Source organism: Saccharicrinis fermentans DSM 9555 = JCM 21142 (assembly GCF_000517085.1).
Classification (GTDB): Bacteria; Bacteroidota; Bacteroidia; order Bacteroidales; family Marinilabiliaceae; genus Saccharicrinis; species Saccharicrinis fermentans.
The window spans coordinates 1045953-1069763 of record NZ_KI912107.1 but is presented as its reverse complement, the minus strand read 5'-3'; the positions used below and the strand labels follow the sequence as shown (position 1 = coordinate 1069763).

The window sequence follows — 23811 nt, the reverse complement described above, 5'->3', positions numbered from 1 at the left end:
AACAAAGACAATTCTTTAACTCAAAACAATCTCTATCAATTCATACAATAAGAAAAGACTGTATTGGCAAAATCCTCTTATCAACAATCTTCTATCAAATAAGGATAATTAATGGGCAGATATTGTTGTGCAAATATCCAAATTTTATCCAAAATACACATTTATTTATTTATTGCTCATAGTTCATTTTTTATGAATTATAGTTCACACCCTGCCAATAACACATTTTTAACTGATATATTATAAATATAGATATATCATCAATAAGTAAATAGCTTAGTATTTATAATATTTGAATTTGAAAATTAATAGTACCATTTCAATAATTAATATATGATACATTTATTTAGAACATTAACAACTCTGGTGGTCTTATGTATTACAATACATATGACTGGTCAAGATTGGAAGAACATCAATATCTTGCAGAAGAACAGGCTCGATGCTTCATCCATTATAATACCTGCATCAACAGTGAGCGAAGCCACAAAAGCCGATGCTGTAAGTTCAAGCTATTATAAACTATTAAATGGCCAATGGTCATTTAAATATTCAGAAGGGCCTCAAAGCAGGCCTATTGATTTTTACAAGACAGATTATGATGTTCAAAACTGGGACCTAATAAATGTACCCGGCAACTGGGAATTACAAGGATATGGCATGCCCATGTACCTCAATCACCCCTTTGACTTCTCTCCCAACAAGAGACCTACTCCTCCGGTTCTTGATTTTATTCCGGCAGAAAAAAACCCGGTAGGTTCATACAGAAGAGACTTCGAGGTTCCTGACGATTGGGATGGTCGTGATATCATCTTACATTTCGGAGCGGTAAAATCAGCCATGTATGTATGGGTGAACGGACAAAGCGTAGGATATAGCCAAGGATCTAAGACCCCGGCAGAATTTGACATTACGCCATACCTTCAAAAAGGCCCAAACACATTGGCTGTAGAAGTTTATCGCTGGAGCGATGGATCCTTCTTAGAATGTCAGGATTTTTGGCGCATTAGTGGTATTGAGCGTGATGTATTTATCTATGCTACTCCTAAAACAAGGGTTCGCGATTTTAAAGTAAATGCAGGATTAAGCGAAAACTACACCAATGGTGTATTCTCTTTGGAATTAGATATACAGTCGCAACAAAAAAGCACAGGCTTACAAGCATCATTTCAATTGTTAGATGGCAACAAAGAAATCATTCAATCATCCATGCCATTAAAAGTAAAAAACCACAAAGCCAATGTAGTTTTCAACCACAACATCAAAAACGTAAAAAAATGGTCTGCTGAATCTCCCAATTTATATCGTCTTGTTATTTCATTAAAAAACAAAGACAATGAACTAATAGAGACTTTCGGAGAAAATGTAGGTTTTAGAAGTGTGGAAATAAAAGACGGCCAACTGCTGGTAAATGGTCAAGCCGTGCTTGTAAAGGGCGTTAACAGACATGAGCACGACCCTGTAACAGGCCATTACATTAGCAAAGAATTAATGGAACAGGATATTCGTTTGATGAAAGAATATAACATCAACACCGTAAGAACCTGCCATTACCCTACAGATCCATATTGGTACCAATTATGTGATAAATATGGCTTATATGTCATTAACGAAGCAAATATAGAATCACATGGTTTAGGAGCAGCCCTACAAGCGCCTTACGATTATCATATTGCAGATGATCCCGCATGGGAAAAACCACACCTGGACAGAATTGAAAGAATGTATAAAAGAGACAAAAACCATCCTTCGGTTATTATCTGGTCCATGGGTAATGAAGCAGGAGATGGTGTTAATTTTGTGAAGGCTTATAAATGGCTTAAGTCCCAAGACACCCGTCCGGTGCAATTTGAACAGGCCGACAATAAACGGCATACCGACATTGTATGCCCCATGTACGCCACTGCCGAAGAAATGGAAAATTATGCACGACAAACGGATATTTACCGCCCTCTCATTCAATGTGAATACGCACATGCCATGGGTAACAGTGTAGGAAACCTACAAGATTATTGGAATCTAATTGAGAAATACCCAGCCCTACAAGGAGGATGCATCTGGGACTGGGTTGACCAAGGTATATTAAGTAAAGATAAAAACGGCAATGACTACTTTGCATTCGGTGGTGACTTGGAGAAGCCAGGCACACGTAATGACAATAATTTTTGCATAAATGGGCTGGTTTCTCCAGTACGTGAACCCAACCCACATATCTATGAGGTGAAAAAAGTGTACCAAAACATTTCGGTAACCAAAGGACATAGAGCAGGTCAGTTTTTTATCAAAAACAAATTTTTCTTTTCAAACTTAAACAAATACAACTGTGAAGTCAGTGTTTTGGTTGATGGAAAAATAACACACACCAGCCATTTTACGGATCTTAATATTGCAGCCCAATCAACAGAGGCTATTACGGTAAAATTACCCGAGGACAGTAAAAAAGACGTATATGTCAACTTTTCCTTTGTTTTAAAGGATGATGATGGATTACTTAAAAAAGGGCATGAAGTTGCCAAAGAACAAATTTTAATAGCTAATGCCGCACCTAAGGTGGGTATACATGCCGAAGGTAAACTTAAAGTAAAGGAATCAGAAAAGGGATGGAACATCAAAACAGAAACTTCATCACTTAACTTTGACAAGACTAAAGGTACATTTACGAATCTAAGCATCAATGGGAAAGAGTATATCCAAGAAGGCCCCCAACCTGATTTCTGGCGTGCCCCGGTCGATAACGATTATGGATACGGGATGGTGAAGAAAATGGGCGTATGGAAAGAACAAGATAAAAAGGCGACAGTAAGTAATATAGAAGTAAGTCAGGAAAAAGGAATGCTAACTTTTAAAGTAAGCAAACGAATGGAAGACGTATTTGGTGATTTCATAAGCACCTACAAAATAAATGGTAAAGGGATCATTCAAGTAGACCATTACATACATTTCGACCCCAACAGAAAGACCGTTTCAATACCTCGCGTAGGATCACAGATACGATTAAATAAAGATTTTAATCAAACACAATGGTATGGCCGTGGTCCTCATGAAAACTACGCAGACCGATACACCAGTGCTTTCATGGGAACCTACCAGTCAACCGTTGACGACATGTACTACCCTTACATTCGTCCTCAGTCAAATGGTTACCGAATGAGTGTTAAATGGTTAACACTTAATAATGGAGCGCATGGTTTAAAAATAGAAGCACGAAACCAGTTAGGCATACAAGCACAATATTATGAACATGATGACTACGGTAACGAACCCAAAAAACAAGCCCATCATCAATATGATATGAAAAAACGAGATTACATTGTGCTGAACCTTGATTACGGCATGGCAGGCATAGGTGGTGATACCAGCTGGGGAGCCACTCCGCACTTGATTTATCAATTATTAAGACGAGAATATAGTTGGGGTTATACGATTACTCCCTTTTAATTTCCAGAAGCGTTATCCTCCTAAAAAAACAAATTTTCGGGAGGATAACGCCTCTTATCTCTGACCCGTTTAAGTTAAAAATATTCTGCTTACCCACTTAATTCCTTGAACTAATTTTACATATAAGCAAGTTCATTATGCCCCAAAATATCGCTTTTCATTTTATTTGGATAATCGTTGCTTTACCAATAATAAGTAAGGCTCAAAACAAAATTGTATACAGTGCTTTTATTGGCAATGGACCAGAAAGGTATGGATACAACAGAATGGGTGATCATTACAAATACTTTTCACCACTCCATAGAATAAAAAAGAAGCCCCTCCAACTATACTATTTAGTCTTTGCAAGAAAACTCCAAATACTGCGTTATTCTCATTTTTGAAACAGTCATTTACAATCAGTAAACTCCTTGGTTTCAAAAAAATCGAAAGCCTTGTCTTTGAAGCTTTCTTATCAAAGACTGAAAAAACAGTCCTTTTCTTGCAGCCACTATTTATGAACACCAAGGACCATTTGTTTCGTGATAACACATACTAATAAACGGGTCATGGACAAAGTAATGAACCAATCGTTGAAATAAAATAAATTATCAACCAAACAGTCAAAAACATCTAAATATAATTCATATGAACAGAAGAAATTTTCTTACATCTACACTTTTAGCAGGCGCAGGAGCTATGATCTTACCTGGATGCCTCAGTAACTCTAAAAATAACATACCTCCATATTTAGCCAGCTATAATGATCTTTACAAAGTAGATCCACGTAAAGCATCAACAGAGTGGTTTCGTAATGCACGCTACGGTATGTTCATTCACTACGGTTTGTATTCCTTATTAGGAAGAGGAGAATGGGTGCAGCTAGCAGATAAAATACATGTAAACGAATATGCAAAGCTAGCCGACCGTTTCAAGGCAGATAAATTTGATGCTGACTTCATTACAGATCTTGCTTTACAGGCCGAAATGAAATACATCAATATCACAACCCGCCATCATGATAGCTTTTGCCTTTGGGACAGCCAATACACTGATTTTAAAAGTACCAACTCTCCTGCCAAAAGAGACTTAGTAGCTGAATTATATGAGCAGTGTAACAAAAAAGGACTTGCTCTATATTTATACTATTCACACGGTCGTGATTGGCGTCATCCGCATGCACCTAACAACGACAACTGGGGTGGAAATGCCAGACCTAAATATGAGACAAAAGAACCCTATTATAAGTATGGAGAAGAGCATGATATCAATATCTATGTAGACTTTTTATACAATCAAGTCGGTGAACTGATAAATATGTTTCCCAACATAGGAGGAATATGGCTAGATGGACAAGGTGTACCTGCATCAGGAGACTTTGCAAAGTTTAGACTACAAGAACTATACGACTTGGTTCATGCCAAACAACCACATACTTTGGTTTCTTATAAACAAGGAGTCCTAGGCACTGAAGATTTTCTGGCTCCTGAACGTAAATATAAAACAGAAGGACTGCCAGAAAAGCCATTGGAAATATGCGACCATTTACAACGTAATAAATGGGGTTATGCGAAAAATCATGATGGTAAGCATAAAACAAAAGAGGAAGTCATTAAAATGTTAAAACGTGCCAGTCAATACCCCGCTAACTTATTGTTAAATACCGGACCTCTCCCCTCTGGTCAAATGCACCCCGAAGATGTAAAAGTACTACGTGAGGTAGGTAAAGAAATTAAAACCAGAGGTTGGGATAATTTATGGGAGCATGTTTAGCATGTTTTTTTATGCGACGAAATTGGCATTATGGTAATGGATGAAATATTTGATGGATGGAAGAAAAAAGCAAAACATGATTATGGAGTTCGTTATTTCAAAGAGTGGTGGCGAAAAGACCTAACAGATTGGATAAAACGTGATCGCAACCACCCTGCTGTAGTAATCTATAGTGTTGGAAATGAAACAGGAGGCTCTGTGGGCAAGGACATTGTAGAACTATTTCATCAACTGGATCCTTCACGTCCTGTAACATCCGGTCATTCCGGATCAGAATTTATGGATATACATGGCGTAAATGGAGCTAGCGAAAAAACAAACTACATCAACAACCTGCCCAAAGACAAAGTATTTATTGGAACAGAAAATACGCATACATGGCAGGTACGAGGCTATTACCGAAGTAAAACATGGTATCGTGATGGTAAAAACAAGGCAGGTCTAAGTCTAACTAAAGATTTAACAGAAAATGGTCCAGAAACCCTCAACATCAGGTACAGTTGCAATAGCACAAATAATAATGGAAGGGTAGTAAAACTGATTGTTAATGGAGAAACAATACAATCAGAATTACTGTTACCAAACACTGGCTCCTGGGGCAAGCACTGGGCTACAGTTTCCGTAAAAATACAAATTAAAAGAGGTGCCAACACCATTCAATTAGTAAACGCAGGAATCGGAGGCGCCTACATCGACGAAATTTTCTTTGGGAAATACACAAACACAACAAAATGATATATATATATATAATTCTTATTAGCATTATAGCACTAACAACAAGTTACGCACAGAACAAAAAACCTAACATTATTTTTTTACTGTCTGACGACCAAAAAGACAACACGTTTTCGGCCATGGGACATCCATACATTAAGAGTCCCAATGTTGATCAATTAATTAAAAATGGCGTACGATTTTCAAACACCTATGTAGCAGAGCCAATTTGTGCACCCAGCAGAGTAGCTTTTTTTACAGGCTTAAACGAACGCATGAGTGGAGTTGGATTTACCTCTTCCTATAAGCTAACAGAAGAACAATGGGCCAACACCTACCCTGAGTTATTAAGAAACAACGGCTATTATACTGGTTTCATAGGCAAATTTGGTATAGAGTATTACACATTTAAAGGAAAAACAAACAGTAAGTTTGATTACTGGCGCGCCCATGATGGTTGGGCTAAATTCTGGCCTAAAACAGCGAAAAACTGTTCCGAATACTTTGACTCCGGTGAAGATATCATTACTCCAGTAATGGGAGAAAGCATCGTAGAATTCCTTGACCAAGCACCCTCTGAGAAGCCTTTTTGCTTGTCTGTTAGCTTTTCCGTTCCACATGGTAGTCAAATAAAATCTATGTACCCAGGAAATAAGGACGCTGCGGATTGCATGATTCCTGCAAATGAATATGAAAAACTAAAAGGTCATCCTTTTTACGATACCTTGTACCGAAACTTGAATATTGAAATACCAAAAGAAACAGCTACTGATCCATACGTATATATACCCAAAAACGTATTAGACCAGAATAAAGGTAGGGCAAGCAATGTTTATAAGTATGATTACAACCCAATATCGTGTAAAGAACACCACATACGCTACTACCAGCAAATTTCAGGCATGGATAAAGTAATAGGTGATTTGGTGGCAGCTCTAAAAGAAAAAGGACTCACAGAAAACACCATTATTATTTTCGCAAGTGATCATGGATTATTGATGGGAGAATACGGCATGGGCGGAAAAGCCTTGCTATATGACCTAGCTGCAAAAGTTCCTTGTTTTATTTACGATCCACGCCTACCAGAGGAAGTAAAAGGGACAACCATTGATAACCTGGTTTCAAGTTTAGATATCCCAAGCACCATACTTGATTACGCAGGTATCAGCAAACCTGAATACATGCAAGGAAGCAGCCTAATACCACTGTTAAACGGAGAAAGTAAAAAGTGGAGAAAAGAATTGTTTCTCGAAAGCCTTTATACAGGCCGTGATAATCCAATTTGTGAGGGTATAGTTGACGGAAAGTGGAAGTATATACGTATGTTTCAAATACAAAAAAGAAAATATTCAGAAAAAGACCTCGATTTTGATAATTTAAAACCTGACTTCGAGCAACTTTTTAACCTGCAAGAAGATCCTATGGAAACCAATAATTTAGTGAGTGTTTATGAAAACACTTCTCTCCTAAAAAAATTACGAAAAAAAACAGGACGCTATTCGTCTCAATTAAACAGACAAAGAGAATCTTATAAATCAGACACACACACAGTAGCACGTTAGCTTCATTGTCATCAGAATTATAAAACTCCAATAAGTTAAATCCCTTAAAAGGGTAGGATCAATTGATCCTACCCTTTTTTTATATAAAACTGACATGCCCAAGGCAAATAATTAAACACACAGCCTAATGATTGAAATTGCACTGGTTAGTGAAGTTTCGTTAATTTTTAAACATATGAAGAGCCCACGGGAATGTTTTTGCACACAAGGGAATGAGTAAATTTAGCAAGTTCCGTATGACCATTGAAAGATAAACATAAGCATAGAAAATAAGAATAGAAACTTTAATGTAATTGGCTATTTTATAAGCATTGTGTTTTTTATAGTATAATTTACTATTATATTTGTTGAAATAACATTTATTCAAATAATACTAATTTAAACAATCTTCATCATGAAATTCATCTTTTTAGTTCTAATCTGCTCTATGGCCATAAGCTGCGAACCTCCCACTTCAGGTATAAAATTACTAGATAAAGAAACCTTTTCCACCACCATCAAAGATAATAAAGTCACCCTATATACACTTACAAATAACAAGGGCTTAGTCTCTGAAATTACGAATCTTGGAGGCCGAGTAGTTTCCTTATGGGTACCCGATAAAAAAGGCAGATTAACAGACATTAATATTGGTTTAAAAACAGCTCAAGAATATACAACATCTAAAAGCCGTTATTATGGAGCCATAATAGGACGCTACGGAAATAGAATAGCCAATGGAGCATTTTCTATAGATAGTACAACATACCATTTAAATTCCAACAATGGTGAAAATTCTTTACATGGAGGCCCCACGGGCTACTTTGATAGAATTTGGAACGCTAAGCAAACTGCAAAAAACAGGCTTGAATTAAGCTATCTATCAGCAGATATGGAAGAAGGTTACCCCGGCAACCTGAACATCAAGGTTATTTACGAGTTGACCTATCAAAACGAACTGAAAATTGAATATTTTGCCACAACAGATAAAACAACACACATTAATCTCACCAACCATAACTATTACAATTTAGCTGGTGAGGGGAGTGGTAGCATCACCCAGCATATTTTATATATCAATGCCAACAGCTACACTCCTGTAAATGAATCTTTAATACCCAGTGGAGAAATCGTTCCGGTAAAAGATACCCCCTTTGATTTTACCTCAGCCACAAGAATTGGGGAGCGTATTAACGATCCAAATATCCAGTTGAAATACGGAGCAGGATACGACCACAACTGGGTATTAAACAAAAAAAGTGACACCCTATCATTGGCTGCCATCATAAAAGAGCCCATTTCCGGCCGAGTAATGGAAGTTCTCACTAACGAGCCAGGATTACAATTTTACAGCGGTAACTTTTTAGATGGAACAGACACTGGCAAACACGGAAAATCAATTACATACCGTTCTGCTTTTTGCTTAGAGACCCAACACTTCCCTGACAGTCCCAATAAACCTCAATTTCCATCTACCCTACTTGAACCCGGCAAAGAATATTATTCAATTTGCATATACCGATTTAAAACAGAATAATTAAGGATGGGCACTTGTAAGTATGTCCATCAAGTATATATTTTGGCATATATTTTACCAATCATTCTCTTGAAAAAGGCGAAAACAAAGAAGGATCCCCGTCAGAGAATCCTTCCAAATTGATTCTTGAAAAACTTTTGGGGAGTTCCATCAAAAATCAGAATCATATTTATTATCACAATTATCTAATCTTAGACCCCTTTGTTGCGAAGAAAATAAGATATAAATAATACACGAACAAACAAGCGATACCAGCCACAACAGTTCCTGTCATAGCTTGAATTCCTCCCATAATAGGAGTAAGAATAGCTGCACCAATGACAGAAGTAGCAATCACACCCGAAGCCACATCGGCATGAGGACCTAAATCCTCCAAGGCCAGACTATAAATAACCGGCCACATAATTGAATGGAATAAACCAGTACCTAAAAACAACCACATACTCACATTTCCATTCAAAGTAATAGCCCCCACCAACATAGCAGCACCACCCATGGCACACAAAGACAAAATTGTCGATGCCTTATATTTTTTCAACACAAAAATACCCAATAAACGCCCTACCATCAGGCCTCCCCAATAAAACTTCAACATATCCGTAGTAGACGTTTCGATCACCGCTCCTTTAGTAGCTGCAAAATCAGCAAAAAAACTAGGAATGCCGATCTCAATACCCATATAAACAAAAATAGCTATTGAGCCCAACCACACATGCGGGTACTTAAATGCACTTGATTTAATTTTAACAGAATTTGTCTTTTCATCTCCCTCTTGCTCTCCTTTTATATTAGGCAACTTCAAAAAGAACATAATAAAAAGAATTACAGTAGTAGCTATTCCAATTCCCACAAAAGGATTTATGACAATATCTCGAATTGCTGAATTTTCTAACACCTGACCTTCACCTAATTCCGGCACTACTAATAACATCGAAACAAAAATAGGAGCAATAACAGTTGCCACTGAATTTAGTGCATTCGTTAACGTTAATCTACTTGCAGAACTTTCTTTAGGACCAAGAGCTACCACATAAGGAGCCGCAGCAACCTGAAGGATAACCACACCAATGGCAAAAATTGACACTGTACTTAAAAAACCATAATACCCAAATCCAACACCTGGTATGCACGCAAAAAAACCAATGGCTATTAATGCCAATCCAGTAAAAATTGAAAAACGATAACCAATCCTTTTAATTAAAAAACCCACTGGGATTGAGAGCGCATAGGCACCATAAAAGAAGGTATTAGGCAATTGCTTTTGTACATCGTTTAAGCCAAAAGCTTCTTTCAAAAACTCAATCGTAGAGTTATTCATTGTCGTTATAAATCCAAACAGGAAAAACAAAGACGCCATTACAATTAATGGAAATAGATATTTATTTTTAGACATAAAAATTAGATAAATAAATGATAGTATATAATTTCATTTTAAAATCAATCTTTTATTATGCAGATATTCTTTATACAACAAGTAAATCATCAAAAAACAACTTACTAAACTTAATTAAAACAAGAACAAATCCATTTGTTTTAACAAGCCTTTCTATCGCTTTTTTTTGATAACTTTTTACGATTTCCCTCTACTATTGAACTTTCTTGCTTATCTAAATAATTTTTAATAAACAAGTACGACGTTCCACTTACTAACCATTTTGCATACTTACTAACTCGTTTCGTTTCCATCATAAATTTATTTAAGGATTTAGATTATTAAGAGAAACTAAAGTATATTACACCTTTATATTAACAACTATATATTACTATATAACAAGATTATAAAAAACTGTAAATTAATTAAAACTCCTAATTACAACTTTATAAAAGTATATTATACCTTTATAAAATACAAGAAAAAACTTCACTAAATTCGCATACTTTTAAATAAATTTCACAATCCGATCACTCACCCTCATTTCAGTTTCCTCTTTAAACTTATAGCAAAACGCGCCTTTACGAGACTCGGTAGTATTTTTAATACTTGTCTTTTCCAAAACGCCCAAAGACAAGATCTTCTTACGAAAATTAGCTGGGTCAAAATCTTTTTGAAAAATAGCACCATACAAACTCCTCAGTTGATTCAGTGTAAATAAATCAGGAAGTAACTCTTTGCCCACCAACTTCACACTTGCATCCTGTTGAAGTTTAAACAATGCCGACTGCACCATACTTTTGTGATCAAAAATAAACTGAGGCATTTTATCAACCGGCCACCAATGAGCTCCATGATCACGCACCAATTCTTTATCATATTTATCTATATGCACCAAGGCATAACTCACCACACTAATCACCCTAGCCCCGGGATCCCTATCTGGTCTGGAGAAAGTAGATACTTGTTGCAAATAAATATCTCTCAAACCAGTAGTATTAAGCAAAACTCTTCTGGACGCATCCTCCACCGATTCTTTTTCCTGGACAAAACCACCCAGAAGAGACCAATTCCCAAGCGAAGGTTCAAATCCCCTTGGGTAGAGCAGTAATTTTAAGACTCCCTCTTCATAACCAAATATTACACAATCTACAGCGACATGATATCTTGGATGCTGAATATATTGATTATCTTGCATATTAATTATTTTTGTATTGACGCATAAAGGTAATTCTAACTTTGCATTACACAAAACAAAAAAACTCATCCAAGACAAGCTCACTAAACACAAAGGCGAGAAAAGATATCACAAGCTTTTCCCGCCTTAGCAACATTAGTCTTAATAAATAATCACAACTCACTTTCGGTAAATGCACCTAATTTAAGGTATTTATCATAAATAGTCCCATAAACCTCTACATTTTTTGCATTTGGCTGATATACTTTTTCGAAACCCTTACCCATTGCCTTCTGCGCATCTTCCACCCTATCATAAGCTCCACCAACAACAGCAGCAAACATAGCCGCCCCAAAAGCACAGGTCTGATCGGTAGCCGCCACCTTCAGTGACATACCTAAAACGTCGGCCAATATTTGCATGACAAAAGGTGATTTTTTAGCCACGCCCCCCAGGGCTATAATCTCTTTAATCTCAACCCCCTCACTCGCAAACCGATTCACAATTGCTTTCGAACCAAAAGCCGTTGCCTCTACCAAGGCTCGAAAAATACCTGGTGCCGAGGAACCCAATTTTAAGCCAGCAATAGAACCTGTAACTTCCTGACTTGCATCAGGAGTTCGGCGTCCATTCATCCAGTCCACAGCTACAATAGTAGATTCTTCAACAGGTATCTTCATGGCTTCGTTCGACAATTCAACAATAATAGCATCCATAGTTTCCTGCATCAACTTAGTCTTTATTTTATCATTAACCAAAGTCGTTTTTGCCAAAATATTCTCAATTGGCCATGCCAACACATGCTTAAACCACGCATACAAATCTCCGAAAGCAGACTGTCCGGCTTCCAATCCCACATAACCTGGCACTACAGAACCATCAACCTGACCACAGATTCCTGCAATTAGCTTATCCCCAATCTTATCATACTCTTCAATCATAATATCACAAGTAGAAGTTCCAATAGCCCGAACCAATACATTCGGAGTTACCTCACCTCCTACCGCCCCCATATGACAATCAAAAGCACCAACCCCCACTTTAACATTCGTTGTAAGCCCCAACCTTTTAGCCCATTCTTTAGATAAATTACCTACTGCAACATCACTGGGATAGGTATCCTTATATAAGCGCTCCCTATAACCATCCAACACAGGATCAAGCTCCGATAAAAATTCCTGAGAAGGGAGCCCACCCCAACCTGGATGCCACATTGCTTTGTGACCTGCAGCACAACGGCTGCGTAGAATTTCCAACGGATTTTGATTTCCGGTGATCAAACCCGGTAACCAGTCACAATGTTCGACCCATGAAAAAGAAGCTTTGCGAACAGTTTCATCCGAACGCAACACATGCAATATCTTGGCCCACACCCACTCTGAAGAATAAATACCACCTTCAAACTTGGTATAATCCTCACTCCAACGAGCGGCTAATTGATTTATTTCTGCAGCTTCCTTCACTGCGGTATGATCTTTCCAAAGCACAAACATAGCATTTGGATTTTCGGCAAATTCAGGCAACAAAGCCAAAGGAGTACCCTCCTTATTCACAAGCACCGGAGTACTGCCGGTCGTATCAAAGGAAATACCGATCACATTATCAGCTACACCTTCTCCCGCTTTTTTCAGGGCATCATTTACTACATACTCCATCACCTCAACATAATCCAATGGATGCTGACGATACAGATCCTTCTCCGGAGCGCAATACTTCCCCTCCATCCAACGAGGATAATATTTTACAGACGAAGCCAACTCATTTCCATTTGCCACATCAACAACAACTGATCGCGCAGAGTCAGATCCATAATCCAATCCTATTACATATTGCTTTTTCATTTTTTTCTCGTTTTTTTTTCAAAAAGTAACACCAAGACAAATTCCACCCACACCAAACACACTAGCATAAAACCCTAAAGTTCAAGGCTAAACAATCACATTTTACTTATATATCATCAAATTCCACCATCGCCTTTATAACCCCATCCTCATAATTTGCAACATTTTCAAAAGCTTCCGAAGCAGCCTTGAAATGGTAATTATGCGTAATGAGCCTCTCAAAATAAGAAGGCTCCTTTACTATCATTTCAATAGCATCTTCAAAACTATTATTCTGACGACGCACATTTTGAACACAAATCTCCTTACGACGCATCAAATTCATATTAAACTGCAGGCCCTCCGTCTCTGGAATCCCAACAAACACTAACTTACCGCCTGATTTTAATAACCGCAATGCCGCATCAAGCGCCTCCTGTTTACCACAACACTCATATACCACATCATAACCCACTTCAACCTCATTCTTCAGCATTTCTTCCTCACCTGCCTAATACCGGTTATGTTAACTGCTTGCATGAGAATAAATTTTGTTTTCACTTGCCACATAAACCCGCGTCACCTTGACAACTTCATATATAATAAATAATTAATTCTATTCCACTATTTCACGCCACACTAAAAATAGAGCTGCCCAGATATAACAAAACGTCCTTTATACCTAAGCGGTCAGCTCATTCACTATTAAGAATCACCTTTGACCATAATATGCATTAACTCCGTGTTTACGATTAAAATGCTTCTCTACCAGATGACTATTCATATCCGTTTCCGGATTTACCTGAAAGGTTATCTGATCCATTTTTGCAATTTGCTCCAGGACTACACTATTATGCACCGCCTCATTGGCATCTTTTCCCCATGAAAAAGGTCCATGATTTTTTACCAAAACACCTGGCACATGCAAGGGGTTCCTATTATCAAAAGTCTCCACAATCACTACTCCCGTCTCTCTCTCATAATCACCTTTTATTTCCTCCTCTGTCATAGATCTGGTACATGGCACATCCCCATAAAAATAATCAGCTTGCGTAGTTCCCAAAACAGGAATACTCTTTCCTGCCCGAGCCCAAGCTGTAGCATAAGTAGAATGCGTATGAACCACAGCTCCAATGGATGAAAAAGCCTTATACAATTCAAGATGCGTAGGAGTATCAGAAGAAGGCTTCAAATCGCCTTCCACCACATTTCCTTCCAAATCAACCACAATCATATCCGATACTTTCATCACCTCATATTCCACTCCACTAGGCTTTATAACCACCAAACCCTCGTGTCGATCAATGGCACTTACATTACCCCATGTGAAAATAACCAGACCATACCTTACCAGATCCATATTGGCCCTATAAACTTCCTCTTTTAATTCTTCTAACATCACTTCTCTTTTTTACCAGAAATAAATATAAAAGGCCACTGTAAAGCCAAGAATTACAACAGTATGAACCACATCCCACTTATTCCAACTGGCTCTAGACAAAGCTTTTTGCTCAGGAGTCGAAGTTCCAAAAACCAAACCTTGAATTTTTTCTTTGCTAGGCGCCTTGGTATACAAACTCACCACCACAACCACTACGATACACACCAATAACATATATCCACAGAAAAACAACCAATTGGTATCAAAGAATACGGACTTAAACAAGCTATCCCCTGCATCTTGCACTGAATTATAATACACCTTAGCACCCAAGCGTGTAATACCAATAATAAAACCAGACATCAGACCCCAAAATCCACCTTCAGCAGACGCACGCTTCCATGTTATACCCATTAAAAAAGCCGCAGCAATACCAGGAGCCAATACAGACTGAACATCTTGCAAATATTCATACAAAACATCTCCAATACTGCGCATAATAGGGATCCACAGAATACCTAACGCTACTATAATAATAGTAGCTAACTGACCAATCTTGACCAGTTTTTTTTCAGAAGTACTCGGTTTAAAACGCTTATAAAAATCGATCGTAAATAACATAGCCGAAGAATTAAACAAGGATGCCAGAGAACTCATTAATGCGGCCAAAATACCACACACCACCAGTCCTTTAACACCTGCAGGTAACAATTGAGCTACCAAAGAAGGAAAAGCAGCATCTGCACTTGGCAACACATAAAGTTCTCCATTCAGCATCACATCACCTTTGGCACCCATTGCATAAGCGATCATACCCGGTATAAGAAACAAAAACACAGGCAACAACTTCAAGTAAGCACCAAAAATAGTTCCTCTACGCGCCTGTGTTTCGTTTTTGCCTGACAGCACCCGTTGAACAATGAATTGATCAGTACACCAATACCAAAAGCCGATAACAGCCGAACCAATCAACGCCCCCAACCATGGAAAATTTGAATCGCGGTTATCACGTATCAAGTTCACCATACTATCGCCATAATCATTCACTTTTGTTGCACCACAAATCTCAAGCATTTGTTCCCAACCACCTACCGCCTTTAAACCAAGCACAAGAATAATCAAAGAGCCCCCCAACAAAATTGGTGTTTGTAACACAGACGTATACAACACAGATTTCATACCTCCAAATATGGTATATAACGCAGTCAACAAAACCAAGCCTATTGCAGAAATCCAAAAGAAATCAATCCCCCACATCTCTTCAATCCCGAACACCTGCTGAAAAACCAATCCGCCGGCATAAACCGTTACTGCCACCTTTGTAAGCACATAACTTACCAAAGATATCAATGACAATACCGTTCTGGACTCTTTATTATATCTTCTTTCGAGAAACTCAGGCATTGTCAGCACCATACTTCTTGAATAAAATGGCACAAACACCCAACCTAAAATTAATATCATCCAACCTTGTATTTCCCAATGTGCCATTGCCATCCCGCTTGAAGCCCCTGCACCAGCCAAACCAATCAAATGCTCTGATCCGATATTGGAAGCAAAAATAGATGCTCCGATAGCAATCCAGGAAGCATCACGTCCTCCCAGGAAATAATCCTCTGAATTTTTATTCTTTTGACTAACTACCCAAACAATAATAGCAATTAAAACAACAAAGAACAGTCCAATAACAATCCAATCTAACGTAGACATTTTTTCAAACCCGTTTAGTTAACAAAAATCACATATAAAATACACCTACCAACACTAGGCTTCAAGTAGACATACAGATAAATAAAAAGCTACTGTTGAGCATTTCATATGTTCAAATTTATTTTTCTATGGCCATATGGAACTCGTCAGGATTAATCATCTACCTGTGTTTGAATCCATTCCCATAGCTCATTTCATATGGTCTATAAAAATTATATTCCTTTGGCTAAATGATAATAAAGGTCATTCCACTGAAGCTCTTTCTTAAAAGCTGAAATAGTAGTATCCTTATCGATAACAAGCGCCTCAACACCAGCAATCTCGGCAAAATCCAACAGATCTTCGACGCTCAAATCGTACGAAAAACTTGTATGATGCGTTCCTCCTGCTAAAATCCAAGCCTTTGCACCAACTTCAAAATTTGGTTGCGGAATCCAAAGTGCACTTGCCACTGGAAGTTTAGGGAGTGCCTTTGATGCAATACAGTCCACTGCATTAATAATCATTCGAAAACGACTTCCCATATCAACAACTGTAACCGCAACACCAGGCCCAGTCTTACTCGTAAACACCAAACGAGCCGGATCATTTTTTCCACCAATACCCAAAGGATGAACCTCTAATTTGGGTTTATGATTTGCAATTAAAGGACAAACTTCAAGCATATGTGCTTGAAGAATGGAACTATTTTCTCCATCAAAATTTAAGGTATAATCTTCAAGAAAAGAACAACCATTAGGTAAACCTTGTCCCATATACCAAACGGTACGACACAAAGCAGCCGTTTTCCAATCTCCCTCAGCACCAAACCCATAACCATCAGCCATCAGGCGTTGACAAGCCAAACCTGGTAATTGATCAATACCCTCCAGATCATCAAAGTTTGTGGTAAATGCCTTGGCTCCTTTATCCTCCAAAAACCTCCGTAAAGCAATTTCAATTCGAGCTGCATTGGCAACCTGCTTCCTATCTCTTCCTCCTTCCTTACAATTATCTGCTAAATCATAATGCAACTCATATACTTTCAGCAAATCTGACACCTCTTTATCCGACACCTCATTCTGCACCGCCACCAATTCAGCAATAGGACTATAATCAACATGATACCCAAAGACACGTTCTGCCTCCACTTTGTCTCCATCTGTAACAGCCACATTATTCATCTGATCACCAAAACGTATAATCAGCATATCCTGAGAGTCAGCCCAGCCAGCCGCCACACGCGTCCATCTGGCAATTTGAGAAAGCACTTTAGCATCTTGCCAATGCCCTACAACCACCTTACGATTCAAACGCATCCGAGCCGTCATATGCCCAAACTCCCTATCACCATGCGCACTCTGGTTCAAGTTCATAAAGTCCATATCAATATCATCCCATGGAATCTCCTTGTTATATTGCGTATGTAAATGAAGTAAGGGTTTGTTCAACTCTTTTAGTCCATGAATCCACATCTTAGCAGGAGAAAAGGTGTGCATCCAAGTAATAATACCTATACAGTTTTCTGCACAATTGGCATCCTTACACATTTGATGGATTTCTGACGAACCTGTACCTGTAGCCTTACAAATCACCTTCACAGGCAACTCTGACGCCTCATTCAATGCAGTTACAATTTCCCTGGAGTGTTCAACAACCTCATCAAGAGTCTTTTGCCCATATAAATGCTGACTGCCTGTAACAAACCAAACTTCTAATTGATTTAATGCTTTCATAATTACCGATTTTAACAAAAACTGAATATTATAGGATAATACACTATATTATAAAAATCTAAAATTCAATATATAGTATCTGACTACTTTACATTTTACACAATATTATTAGTACACTGTACTATTATAAAGTCAAAAAAATACAACGGAATTTACTCGCTAAATTTTCACTATTCTCTCAAAAGATTTTTCCTTTGCCCCTTCAATAAATTTAAAATAATACGCACCACGTCTCGACTCTGTTGTATTTTTCTCATCTAAACGCTGAAGAACCTTTAAAGACAGAACTTTTTTCCTAAAGTTACCAGTATCCAATTCTTTTTGAAAAATGGCCTCATACAACTTCCTAAGCTGTAATAGCGTAAACTTGTCAGGCAACAACTCGCTTCCCACTAATTCCAATCCAGCCTTTAATTGAAGTTTTTCCAGTGCTTTATCAACCATTTCTTTATGATCAAAGATAAATGCTGGCAAAGCTTTCATAGACCACCAATGCGCACCATTTTCTCTAACCTTATCAGAATTATGCTTATCAATCCTTATCAAAGCATAATAGGTAATACTAATAACCCGGTCCTCAATATCCCTTTTTGGCTCAGTAAAAGCCTGCACTTGCTCAAGGTATATCTCATCCAGTCCGGTAATATTTTTTAGAATTCTCCGGGCAGCTGTATCCGACGATTCGGTCTCTCCAACAAATCCCCCAATTAACGACCACATTCCTTTTGCTGGTTCAAAACCTCGATGATAAAGCAATAACTTTAAATCATCATTGGTATAACCAAAAATTACGCAATCTACAGCTACATAATATTTCGAGTATTTATTGTACTTTTCGCCCATATAAATCATTCAATACACAAATATAATAATAGTATCCTATACTATTATTATATTTGTTCTCTTTTTTAAAAAAAAATAATTTTCAAGGCTTCCCAGTAGAAACACAAGCACATATTTCTTATTTCATAGGCACAGGCCCCACATATGAATTTTTAAGCCCCCCTGTATCGATCATAATTTTTTGAATGATCATTCCTGGATCCACCGAATAAACTTTCAAGGTATGTTTACCCAATTTATCAACAAAGACCTTTGATTTATTAATCGCCGTATTCCTCATCACATTTTTAGCCCAATTCCGAGAATACTCTTTTACATCATTGTCAATCACCATAATTTCCTGATCATCAACTTGGACACCATACCGGGTACCATGTTCTTTGTCCTTAGCAAACAAAGGCAACATAAAGGTGTGGATGCATATTTCACCAAACTTATTTACATAAAAATCATATTCAACAAACGATCCTTCCCCAGAGTTACACAGGGCATTACCAAGCTGAAGAGAAGAATTACAATAACCTAAACCATTAATTTTTTGAAATTTAACGGTTCCATTTTCATTTTTACGATGAAATTTCGCAGGATTAATACTAATAACGCCATTATTTTCGGTATATACAAGAGGATCCTCAACCTGGTTTTTAACTGCAGACACTTCAACATTGACAGTTTGGTTTCCATCAGAGATATACACAAGGCCTTTTAAAATCTCCACATTAGGAAATAAATCCCAGTCAATACTCACTTTTATCCTATCTTGCGTCTTCACGGCACCCTTATCTTCACTTAGTTGAATCCACTTTTCAGATGCCTTTGCATTCCAATTAACGATACCTTTTCCTCTATTATATATTTCAATAAAATAAGTATCCTCAAAACAATGCACAAATTCCGGTAATCTTTTCGGCGAAACATTATCCAACTGTCCTTCCACAAAAACCGCTAACTGAGCCGAATCCTTCAATACAATATTTTCAGTTGGAGGTAGTTGCACTCTAGGCAAGAAACCAGGTGCAGTCATCATACCATTCCATTTACCATTCAGCAAGTTATTATACTCCTCTGTTATCATAGCTAAACTATCATGATACAAACTAACATCCCTAGCCAGCACATTGGTTAACGCTCGGTTACTTTTTGCATACCATCGGTTTTTCTGGGCTATTAACATTTCATGATTATATAAAGAAGCCCCTTTAACGGGATAATATACCCATTGAAAAAAAGCAGCCTTTTTATCTTCTGGTAAACTCTCCAATATAGCAAAGGCTCTATTAGAAATTTCCTTATAATCATTCAAACGTCTATCCGCCTCCTTGTAATTAACAAAAGAAAAATCCGTATCCTTAACCTTTTCAATATCGAATAAGCTATTCCAGACCCAATCACCAGTCATATATTCAGGTTTTCTTGTAAAACCATAATAATAGTATCTATCTAAGATATAAGTCAAATCCTCTTTATACTCTTCTCCCAAAAAAGATGTAAGCATATTAACTTGGTAATCATTGATATTGTCAAAATTAAACTGTTCCATATCCCAAGCCATATCCAGAAAGAGTTGCATACCCATTTCTCCAGGTTTAATATCACCAACATTAACCAACCAATACTTATTTGCCCCTAAAGAATAAGCCTTATGCATTTCGGCATACATAAGTGCAGGCGGCGTTGTATTTAACCATAAATAATCATTGGGCCATCCCAGGTAAGACAAGTGATAGTAAACACCAGCTCCCCCCTTACGCCCAAGTTCTTCGGCATTGCTCATTCGTTTTATATAGCCATAATTATCATCCGGCCAAACAATTGTAATATCTTCAGGTATTTGCAAACCTTGTTCATAAAGACCTAGCACCTCCTTATAAGGCACAAAAATTTGAGGTATCTCATCGATTGGTTTATCAATATATTTAGTAAGCAATGATCTTTGGTGCTTTATAGCCTCTGCAAGAGTTTCTAATTTTTCTTTATCAGAACCTCCTTTCATACCTTCATCATGCATTCCTCGCAAAGCGATGGTATAAATATTATCATTATTATGGGCTTGTATTACACGATTTTCAAGAGCTCGTTCCATCTCCACTCTATTGGTTTTATAATTCCATTCGCCCTGGGTATTTTTATCCCACTCACTGGCATTGTTGTATAAAAGTGGCTCACAATGACTCGTGGTAACCATAATTCCATACTTATGAGCCATTTCCATATTACCAGGAACGGTATAAAAAGCTTTCGTACATTCATGCATTGCAGGGGCAAACATATTGGCTTTCAAACGCAAAAGCAATTCAAAAATCTTTTCATAGGTATTAGGTCCAATGCTATTTACTTCTGGATCCATATTACTTGCCGCCCAAGGATGAAGCCCCCAATCCTCATCGTTCAGGAAAACACCACGATACTTAACCGTAGGAGCCTTGGAAACATATTTTTCATTTAGCAGGTAGAGCAGTTTATTTTTTTGAACAGGTACATCAGCCCAATAGTACCAAGGCGAAACCCCCATTGCTTCAGAAAGAGAAAAAACCCCATAAGCAGTTCCTCGCTGATCACTTCCTACAATAACGAGGGCTTGATCTACCCCCCTCATGGGATTCTTAACCGTTTGAATAAGGAAACGCTCCCATTTATTTTCAATTTCATATACATCGATCTTTTTCTTAGAGATAAGTTGATCGATCAGCGAATTTTTACCAATAGTACCAATTATTATAACATGTTGTTGAATCTTTTTTTTCGATGCAATAACAACTGGTTTTTTACCACTCACCGCTTTAATATCAGAGGCTAAAAATTCTGCTGCCTTACCCACAACGGCAGCATCATTCATATCAAAATAGATAGATGTGACCGATTGTGCCTGGGCAATAGGATAACCTTTACCATCATGATTTGATATATTAATTTGGGCAAATAAAACCCTAGGTATTAACAACAAACAAAGAAAACAGAATCTCATAATAAATTGTATTAAGAAGTTTTTATTAACAATTAACGATAACAATTTACCCAAGGCGTAGCCTTGGGTAAATTAAAAGATAACATTTATTTTTATGGGTAAATATTAATTATAACCCGGATTTTGTTCTAGAACAGCACCAATATTGGCTTCAATTTCACTGGCTGGTATAGGCCATAAATTATAGGTTTCTGTCATTCCATCAACCATATCGCGATAATAGGGATTACACTTTTGTATCCTATCATATAGTTTTCCTAAACGCATCAAAGTCAGCCTTCTTTTTTCCTCCACACCTAATTCACGCATTCTTTCATCCAGAATATAATCAATATCAACATCTTGCGGAGCTACTGGGTTCGCATTAGCCCTGGACCGAACAACATTAATATCTGCTGCTGCTTGATCCGTTTTTGTTAAGCCCAGATAGGCTTCCGCTCTCAGCAGGTATGTTTCAGCCAACCTAAACATATATTGATCGGTATATGTTGAACCACCTATTCCTTTTAAGGTAAATGTTTGAGCATCTGCATAAACATTGGCAGGATGATTATTTGGTGTTGTACACTTAGATTGGTATGCATAAAGCTGTCTGGATGGAACCTTATCGGCCAAAGCAGGGTCTTGAGTAGAAACAACTTGACCATAATAGGAAGAATTGGGATTCGTACTTACAAACGCACGAACAAAATTATGATTTGCATTTCTCATATCATTGTCAAAATCACTTTCCCATATAGTATTAGAAAAATATCTGGTAGAAATGGCCCATCCAATTCCTCTACCGCCGGAATAATCACCAATGGGCCAGGAAAAAGGTTTTTGATCATTCACACGAAAATCTCGCACAAAAGGACCGTGATGACGCTCCAAGACAAAACCACTCCTTGAGGTTGACAAAAGATTTCCTCCGGGTACATCTGTTTCAAACTGAATAACCCATATCCCTTCGGTATTACCAGATTTTCTATTTTGGTTATTACGCCTGTATAAATCCCAATACACATCTTTATCAATCTCTGTTGCCCGTGTTCCGAATCTATCTTGCATTAAAGCAGTAGCAGGATGATTAATTACCATGCTAGCAGCGTCAACTGCTTCTTGGTATTCTCCCGCAGCAAGATATACCTCAGAAAGCAAATGATAAGCTGCCAAATTATGTATTTCACCATCGGTGACCTCAGTAATTAATGGAAGATGAGTTGCAGCTTCATTTAAATCCTCTATAACTTGACGAAGAACGTCTTCCTTACTAGCTCTTACAAAATCATCCTTAGGCTGCTTTATTTCATTCAGTATTAGAGGAACACCTCCATACAAATAAACCAATGTTCTATAGGCCAAGCTCCTAAAAAACAAGGCCTTTGTTTTGTAGACAACCTGATCCTCTTCCGCTAATTCCGAATCAGGAATACGATCTATGACTGTATTCGATTCTGTTATAATTTTATATAATAAGCCCCAATGATCCTTTGCAATTCGTCCGCTTGGATCATATGCGGTTCGCATGGGTGAGTGACGATTTGCACTTTGTTGAGGTTCACCATCAAAAACCAAATCAGTTCCATACAAATAATCAAAAGGATGACTCTCATCACGGTCGAAAAATTCCCTACGTGTTAATCGGTATAAATTATTAATAGAGGCATCAAAATCGGCACTCGTTACAAAAGAGTTTTCAGCACTAAAAAAATCCAAGGGAGTCTCTTCCAGGAAATCCTCCTCACAAGAACTCAAATGCACAAAAAAAAGTAATGCTATAATATATATATAGTTTTTCATATGTTTAAATTTTTTAATGATCAGATGGAGCGCACCACAAAGATATTTTCCAGTATAAAAAATA

15 protein-coding genes are annotated in these 23811 nt (G+C 37.6%); 5 read left to right on the top strand and 10 right to left on the bottom strand.

The genetic code is table 11. The features are described 5' to 3' along the window. Positions 1–333: 333 nt before the first annotated feature. The 5 genes from CYTFE_RS24930 to CYTFE_RS0104340 all read left to right on the top strand — a co-directional run bounded on the left by CYTFE_RS24930 (position 334) and on the right by CYTFE_RS0104340 (position 8982). Entirely contained in the window at positions 334–3438 is a 3105-nt protein-coding gene (locus CYTFE_RS24930; RefSeq protein WP_081735910.1) for a glycoside hydrolase family 2 TIM barrel-domain containing protein, read from the top strand. Between the two features lie 627 nt (positions 3439–4065). Continuing rightward, positions 4066–5190, top strand: a complete 1125-nt coding sequence (locus tag CYTFE_RS30640; RefSeq protein ID WP_027470823.1) for an alpha-L-fucosidase — start codon at positions 4066–4068, stop codon at positions 5188–5190. Positions 5191–5211: 21 nt separating this feature from the next. Then, positions 5212–5925, top strand: a complete 714-nt coding sequence (locus CYTFE_RS30635; RefSeq protein ID WP_262505574.1) for a glycoside hydrolase family 2 TIM barrel-domain containing protein — start codon at positions 5212–5214, stop codon at positions 5923–5925. After that, a complete protein-coding gene (locus CYTFE_RS0104345) occupies positions 5922–7466 on the top strand; it encodes a sulfatase-like hydrolase/transferase (protein ID WP_027470821.1) in 1545 nt (514 codons plus the stop codon). The genes CYTFE_RS30635 and CYTFE_RS0104345 overlap by 4 nt, the downstream gene beginning before the upstream one ends. Before the next feature lie 394 nt (positions 7467–7860). Continuing rightward, positions 7861–8982 (top strand): aldose epimerase family protein, encoded by a 1122-nt coding sequence (locus CYTFE_RS0104340; protein WP_081735909.1) that lies wholly within the window; start codon positions 7861–7863, stop codon positions 8980–8982. 181 nt (positions 8983–9163) lie between these two features. Here CYTFE_RS0104340 and gluP read toward each other — a convergent pair whose 3' ends face one another. The 10 genes from gluP to CYTFE_RS0104290 all read right to left on the bottom strand — a co-directional run bounded on the left by gluP (position 9164) and on the right by CYTFE_RS0104290 (position 23747). Continuing rightward, positions 9164–10339, bottom strand: a complete 1176-nt coding sequence (gene gluP / locus CYTFE_RS0104335) for a glucose/galactose MFS transporter (protein WP_262505573.1) — start codon at positions 10337–10339, stop codon at positions 9164–9166. A 523-nt stretch (positions 10340–10862) separates the two neighbouring features. Next, positions 10863–11552, bottom strand: coding sequence for an NUDIX hydrolase (locus CYTFE_RS0104330; RefSeq protein ID WP_027470818.1), 690 nt, complete (start codon positions 11550–11552; stop codon positions 10863–10865). Positions 11553–11704: 152 nt separating this feature from the next. Then, a complete protein-coding gene (locus CYTFE_RS0104325) occupies positions 11705–13372 on the bottom strand; it encodes a ribulokinase (protein WP_027470817.1) in 1668 nt (555 codons plus the stop codon). 106 nt (positions 13373–13478) lie between these two features. Continuing rightward, positions 13479–13847, bottom strand: coding sequence for a zinc-binding dehydrogenase (locus CYTFE_RS0104320; RefSeq protein ID WP_027470816.1), 369 nt, complete (start codon positions 13845–13847; stop codon positions 13479–13481). A 216-nt stretch (positions 13848–14063) separates the two neighbouring features. Further along, positions 14064–14750 carry an L-ribulose-5-phosphate 4-epimerase gene (locus tag CYTFE_RS0104315; protein ID WP_027470815.1) on the bottom strand — a complete coding sequence of 229 codons (687 nt, stop codon included), beginning with the start codon at positions 14748–14750 and terminating at the stop codon, positions 14064–14066. A gap of 12 nt (positions 14751–14762) precedes the next feature. Then, complete coding sequence (locus tag CYTFE_RS0104310; protein WP_027470814.1) at positions 14763–16442, bottom strand: sodium:solute symporter; 1680 nt, start codon at positions 16440–16442, stop codon at positions 14763–14765. A gap of 212 nt (positions 16443–16654) precedes the next feature. Further along, positions 16655–18157, bottom strand: a complete 1503-nt coding sequence (gene araA / locus CYTFE_RS0104305; RefSeq protein ID WP_027470813.1) for an L-arabinose isomerase — start codon at positions 18155–18157, stop codon at positions 16655–16657. Between the two features lie 159 nt (positions 18158–18316). Beyond that, positions 18317–19000 carry an NUDIX hydrolase gene (locus CYTFE_RS0104300; RefSeq protein WP_027470812.1) on the bottom strand — a complete coding sequence of 228 codons (684 nt, stop codon included), beginning with the start codon at positions 18998–19000 and terminating at the stop codon, positions 18317–18319. A 118-nt stretch (positions 19001–19118) separates the two neighbouring features. Then, the gene (locus CYTFE_RS0104295; protein WP_044214024.1) at positions 19119–21965 is read right to left on the bottom strand and encodes a glycosyl hydrolase 115 family protein; all 2847 of its coding nucleotides are present in this window, start codon (positions 21963–21965) and stop codon (positions 19119–19121) included. A 105-nt stretch (positions 21966–22070) separates the two neighbouring features. Then, positions 22071–23747 (bottom strand): RagB/SusD family nutrient uptake outer membrane protein, encoded by a 1677-nt coding sequence (locus CYTFE_RS0104290; RefSeq protein WP_027470810.1) that lies wholly within the window; start codon positions 23745–23747, stop codon positions 22071–22073. Between the last annotated feature and the right edge of the window lie 64 nt (positions 23748–23811).

Bases quoted from the DNA above. Each gene is read 5' to 3' on its own strand.
- araA (WP_027470813.1), bottom strand. From the start codon at position 18,157: ATGAAAGCATTAAATCAATTAGAAGTTTGGTTTGTTACAGGCAGTCAG.
- gluP (WP_262505573.1), bottom strand. From the start codon at position 10,339: ATGGCGTCTTTGTTTTTCCTGTTTGGATTTATAACGACAATGAATAAC.
- CYTFE_RS0104320 (WP_027470816.1), bottom strand. From the start codon at position 13,847: ATGCTGAAGAATGAGGTTGAAGTGGGTTATGATGTGGTATATGAGTGT.
- CYTFE_RS0104295 (WP_044214024.1), bottom strand. From the start codon at position 21,965: ATGAGATTCTGTTTTCTTTGTTTGTTGTTAATACCTAGGGTTTTATTT.
- CYTFE_RS0104300 (WP_027470812.1), bottom strand. From the start codon at position 19,000: ATGGGCGAAAAGTACAATAAATACTCGAAATATTATGTAGCTGTAGAT.
- CYTFE_RS0104290 (WP_027470810.1), bottom strand. From the start codon at position 23,747: ATGAAAAACTATATATATATTATAGCATTACTTTTTTTTGTGCATTTG.
- CYTFE_RS0104340 (WP_081735909.1), top strand. From the start codon at position 7,861: ATGAAATTCATCTTTTTAGTTCTAATCTGCTCTATGGCCATAAGCTGC.
- CYTFE_RS0104345 (WP_027470821.1), top strand. From the start codon at position 5,922: ATGATATATATATATATAATTCTTATTAGCATTATAGCACTAACAACA.
- CYTFE_RS24930 (WP_081735910.1), top strand. From the start codon at position 334: ATGATACATTTATTTAGAACATTAACAACTCTGGTGGTCTTATGTATT.
- CYTFE_RS0104325 (WP_027470817.1), bottom strand. From the start codon at position 13,372: ATGAAAAAGCAATATGTAATAGGATTGGATTATGGATCTGACTCTGCG.
- CYTFE_RS0104315 (WP_027470815.1), bottom strand. From the start codon at position 14,750: ATGTTAGAAGAATTAAAAGAGGAAGTTTATAGGGCCAATATGGATCTG.
- CYTFE_RS30640 (WP_027470823.1), top strand. From the start codon at position 4,066: ATGAACAGAAGAAATTTTCTTACATCTACACTTTTAGCAGGCGCAGGA.
- CYTFE_RS0104310 (WP_027470814.1), bottom strand. From the start codon at position 16,442: ATGTCTACGTTAGATTGGATTGTTATTGGACTGTTCTTTGTTGTTTTA.
- CYTFE_RS0104330 (WP_027470818.1), bottom strand. From the start codon at position 11,552: ATGCAAGATAATCAATATATTCAGCATCCAAGATATCATGTCGCTGTA.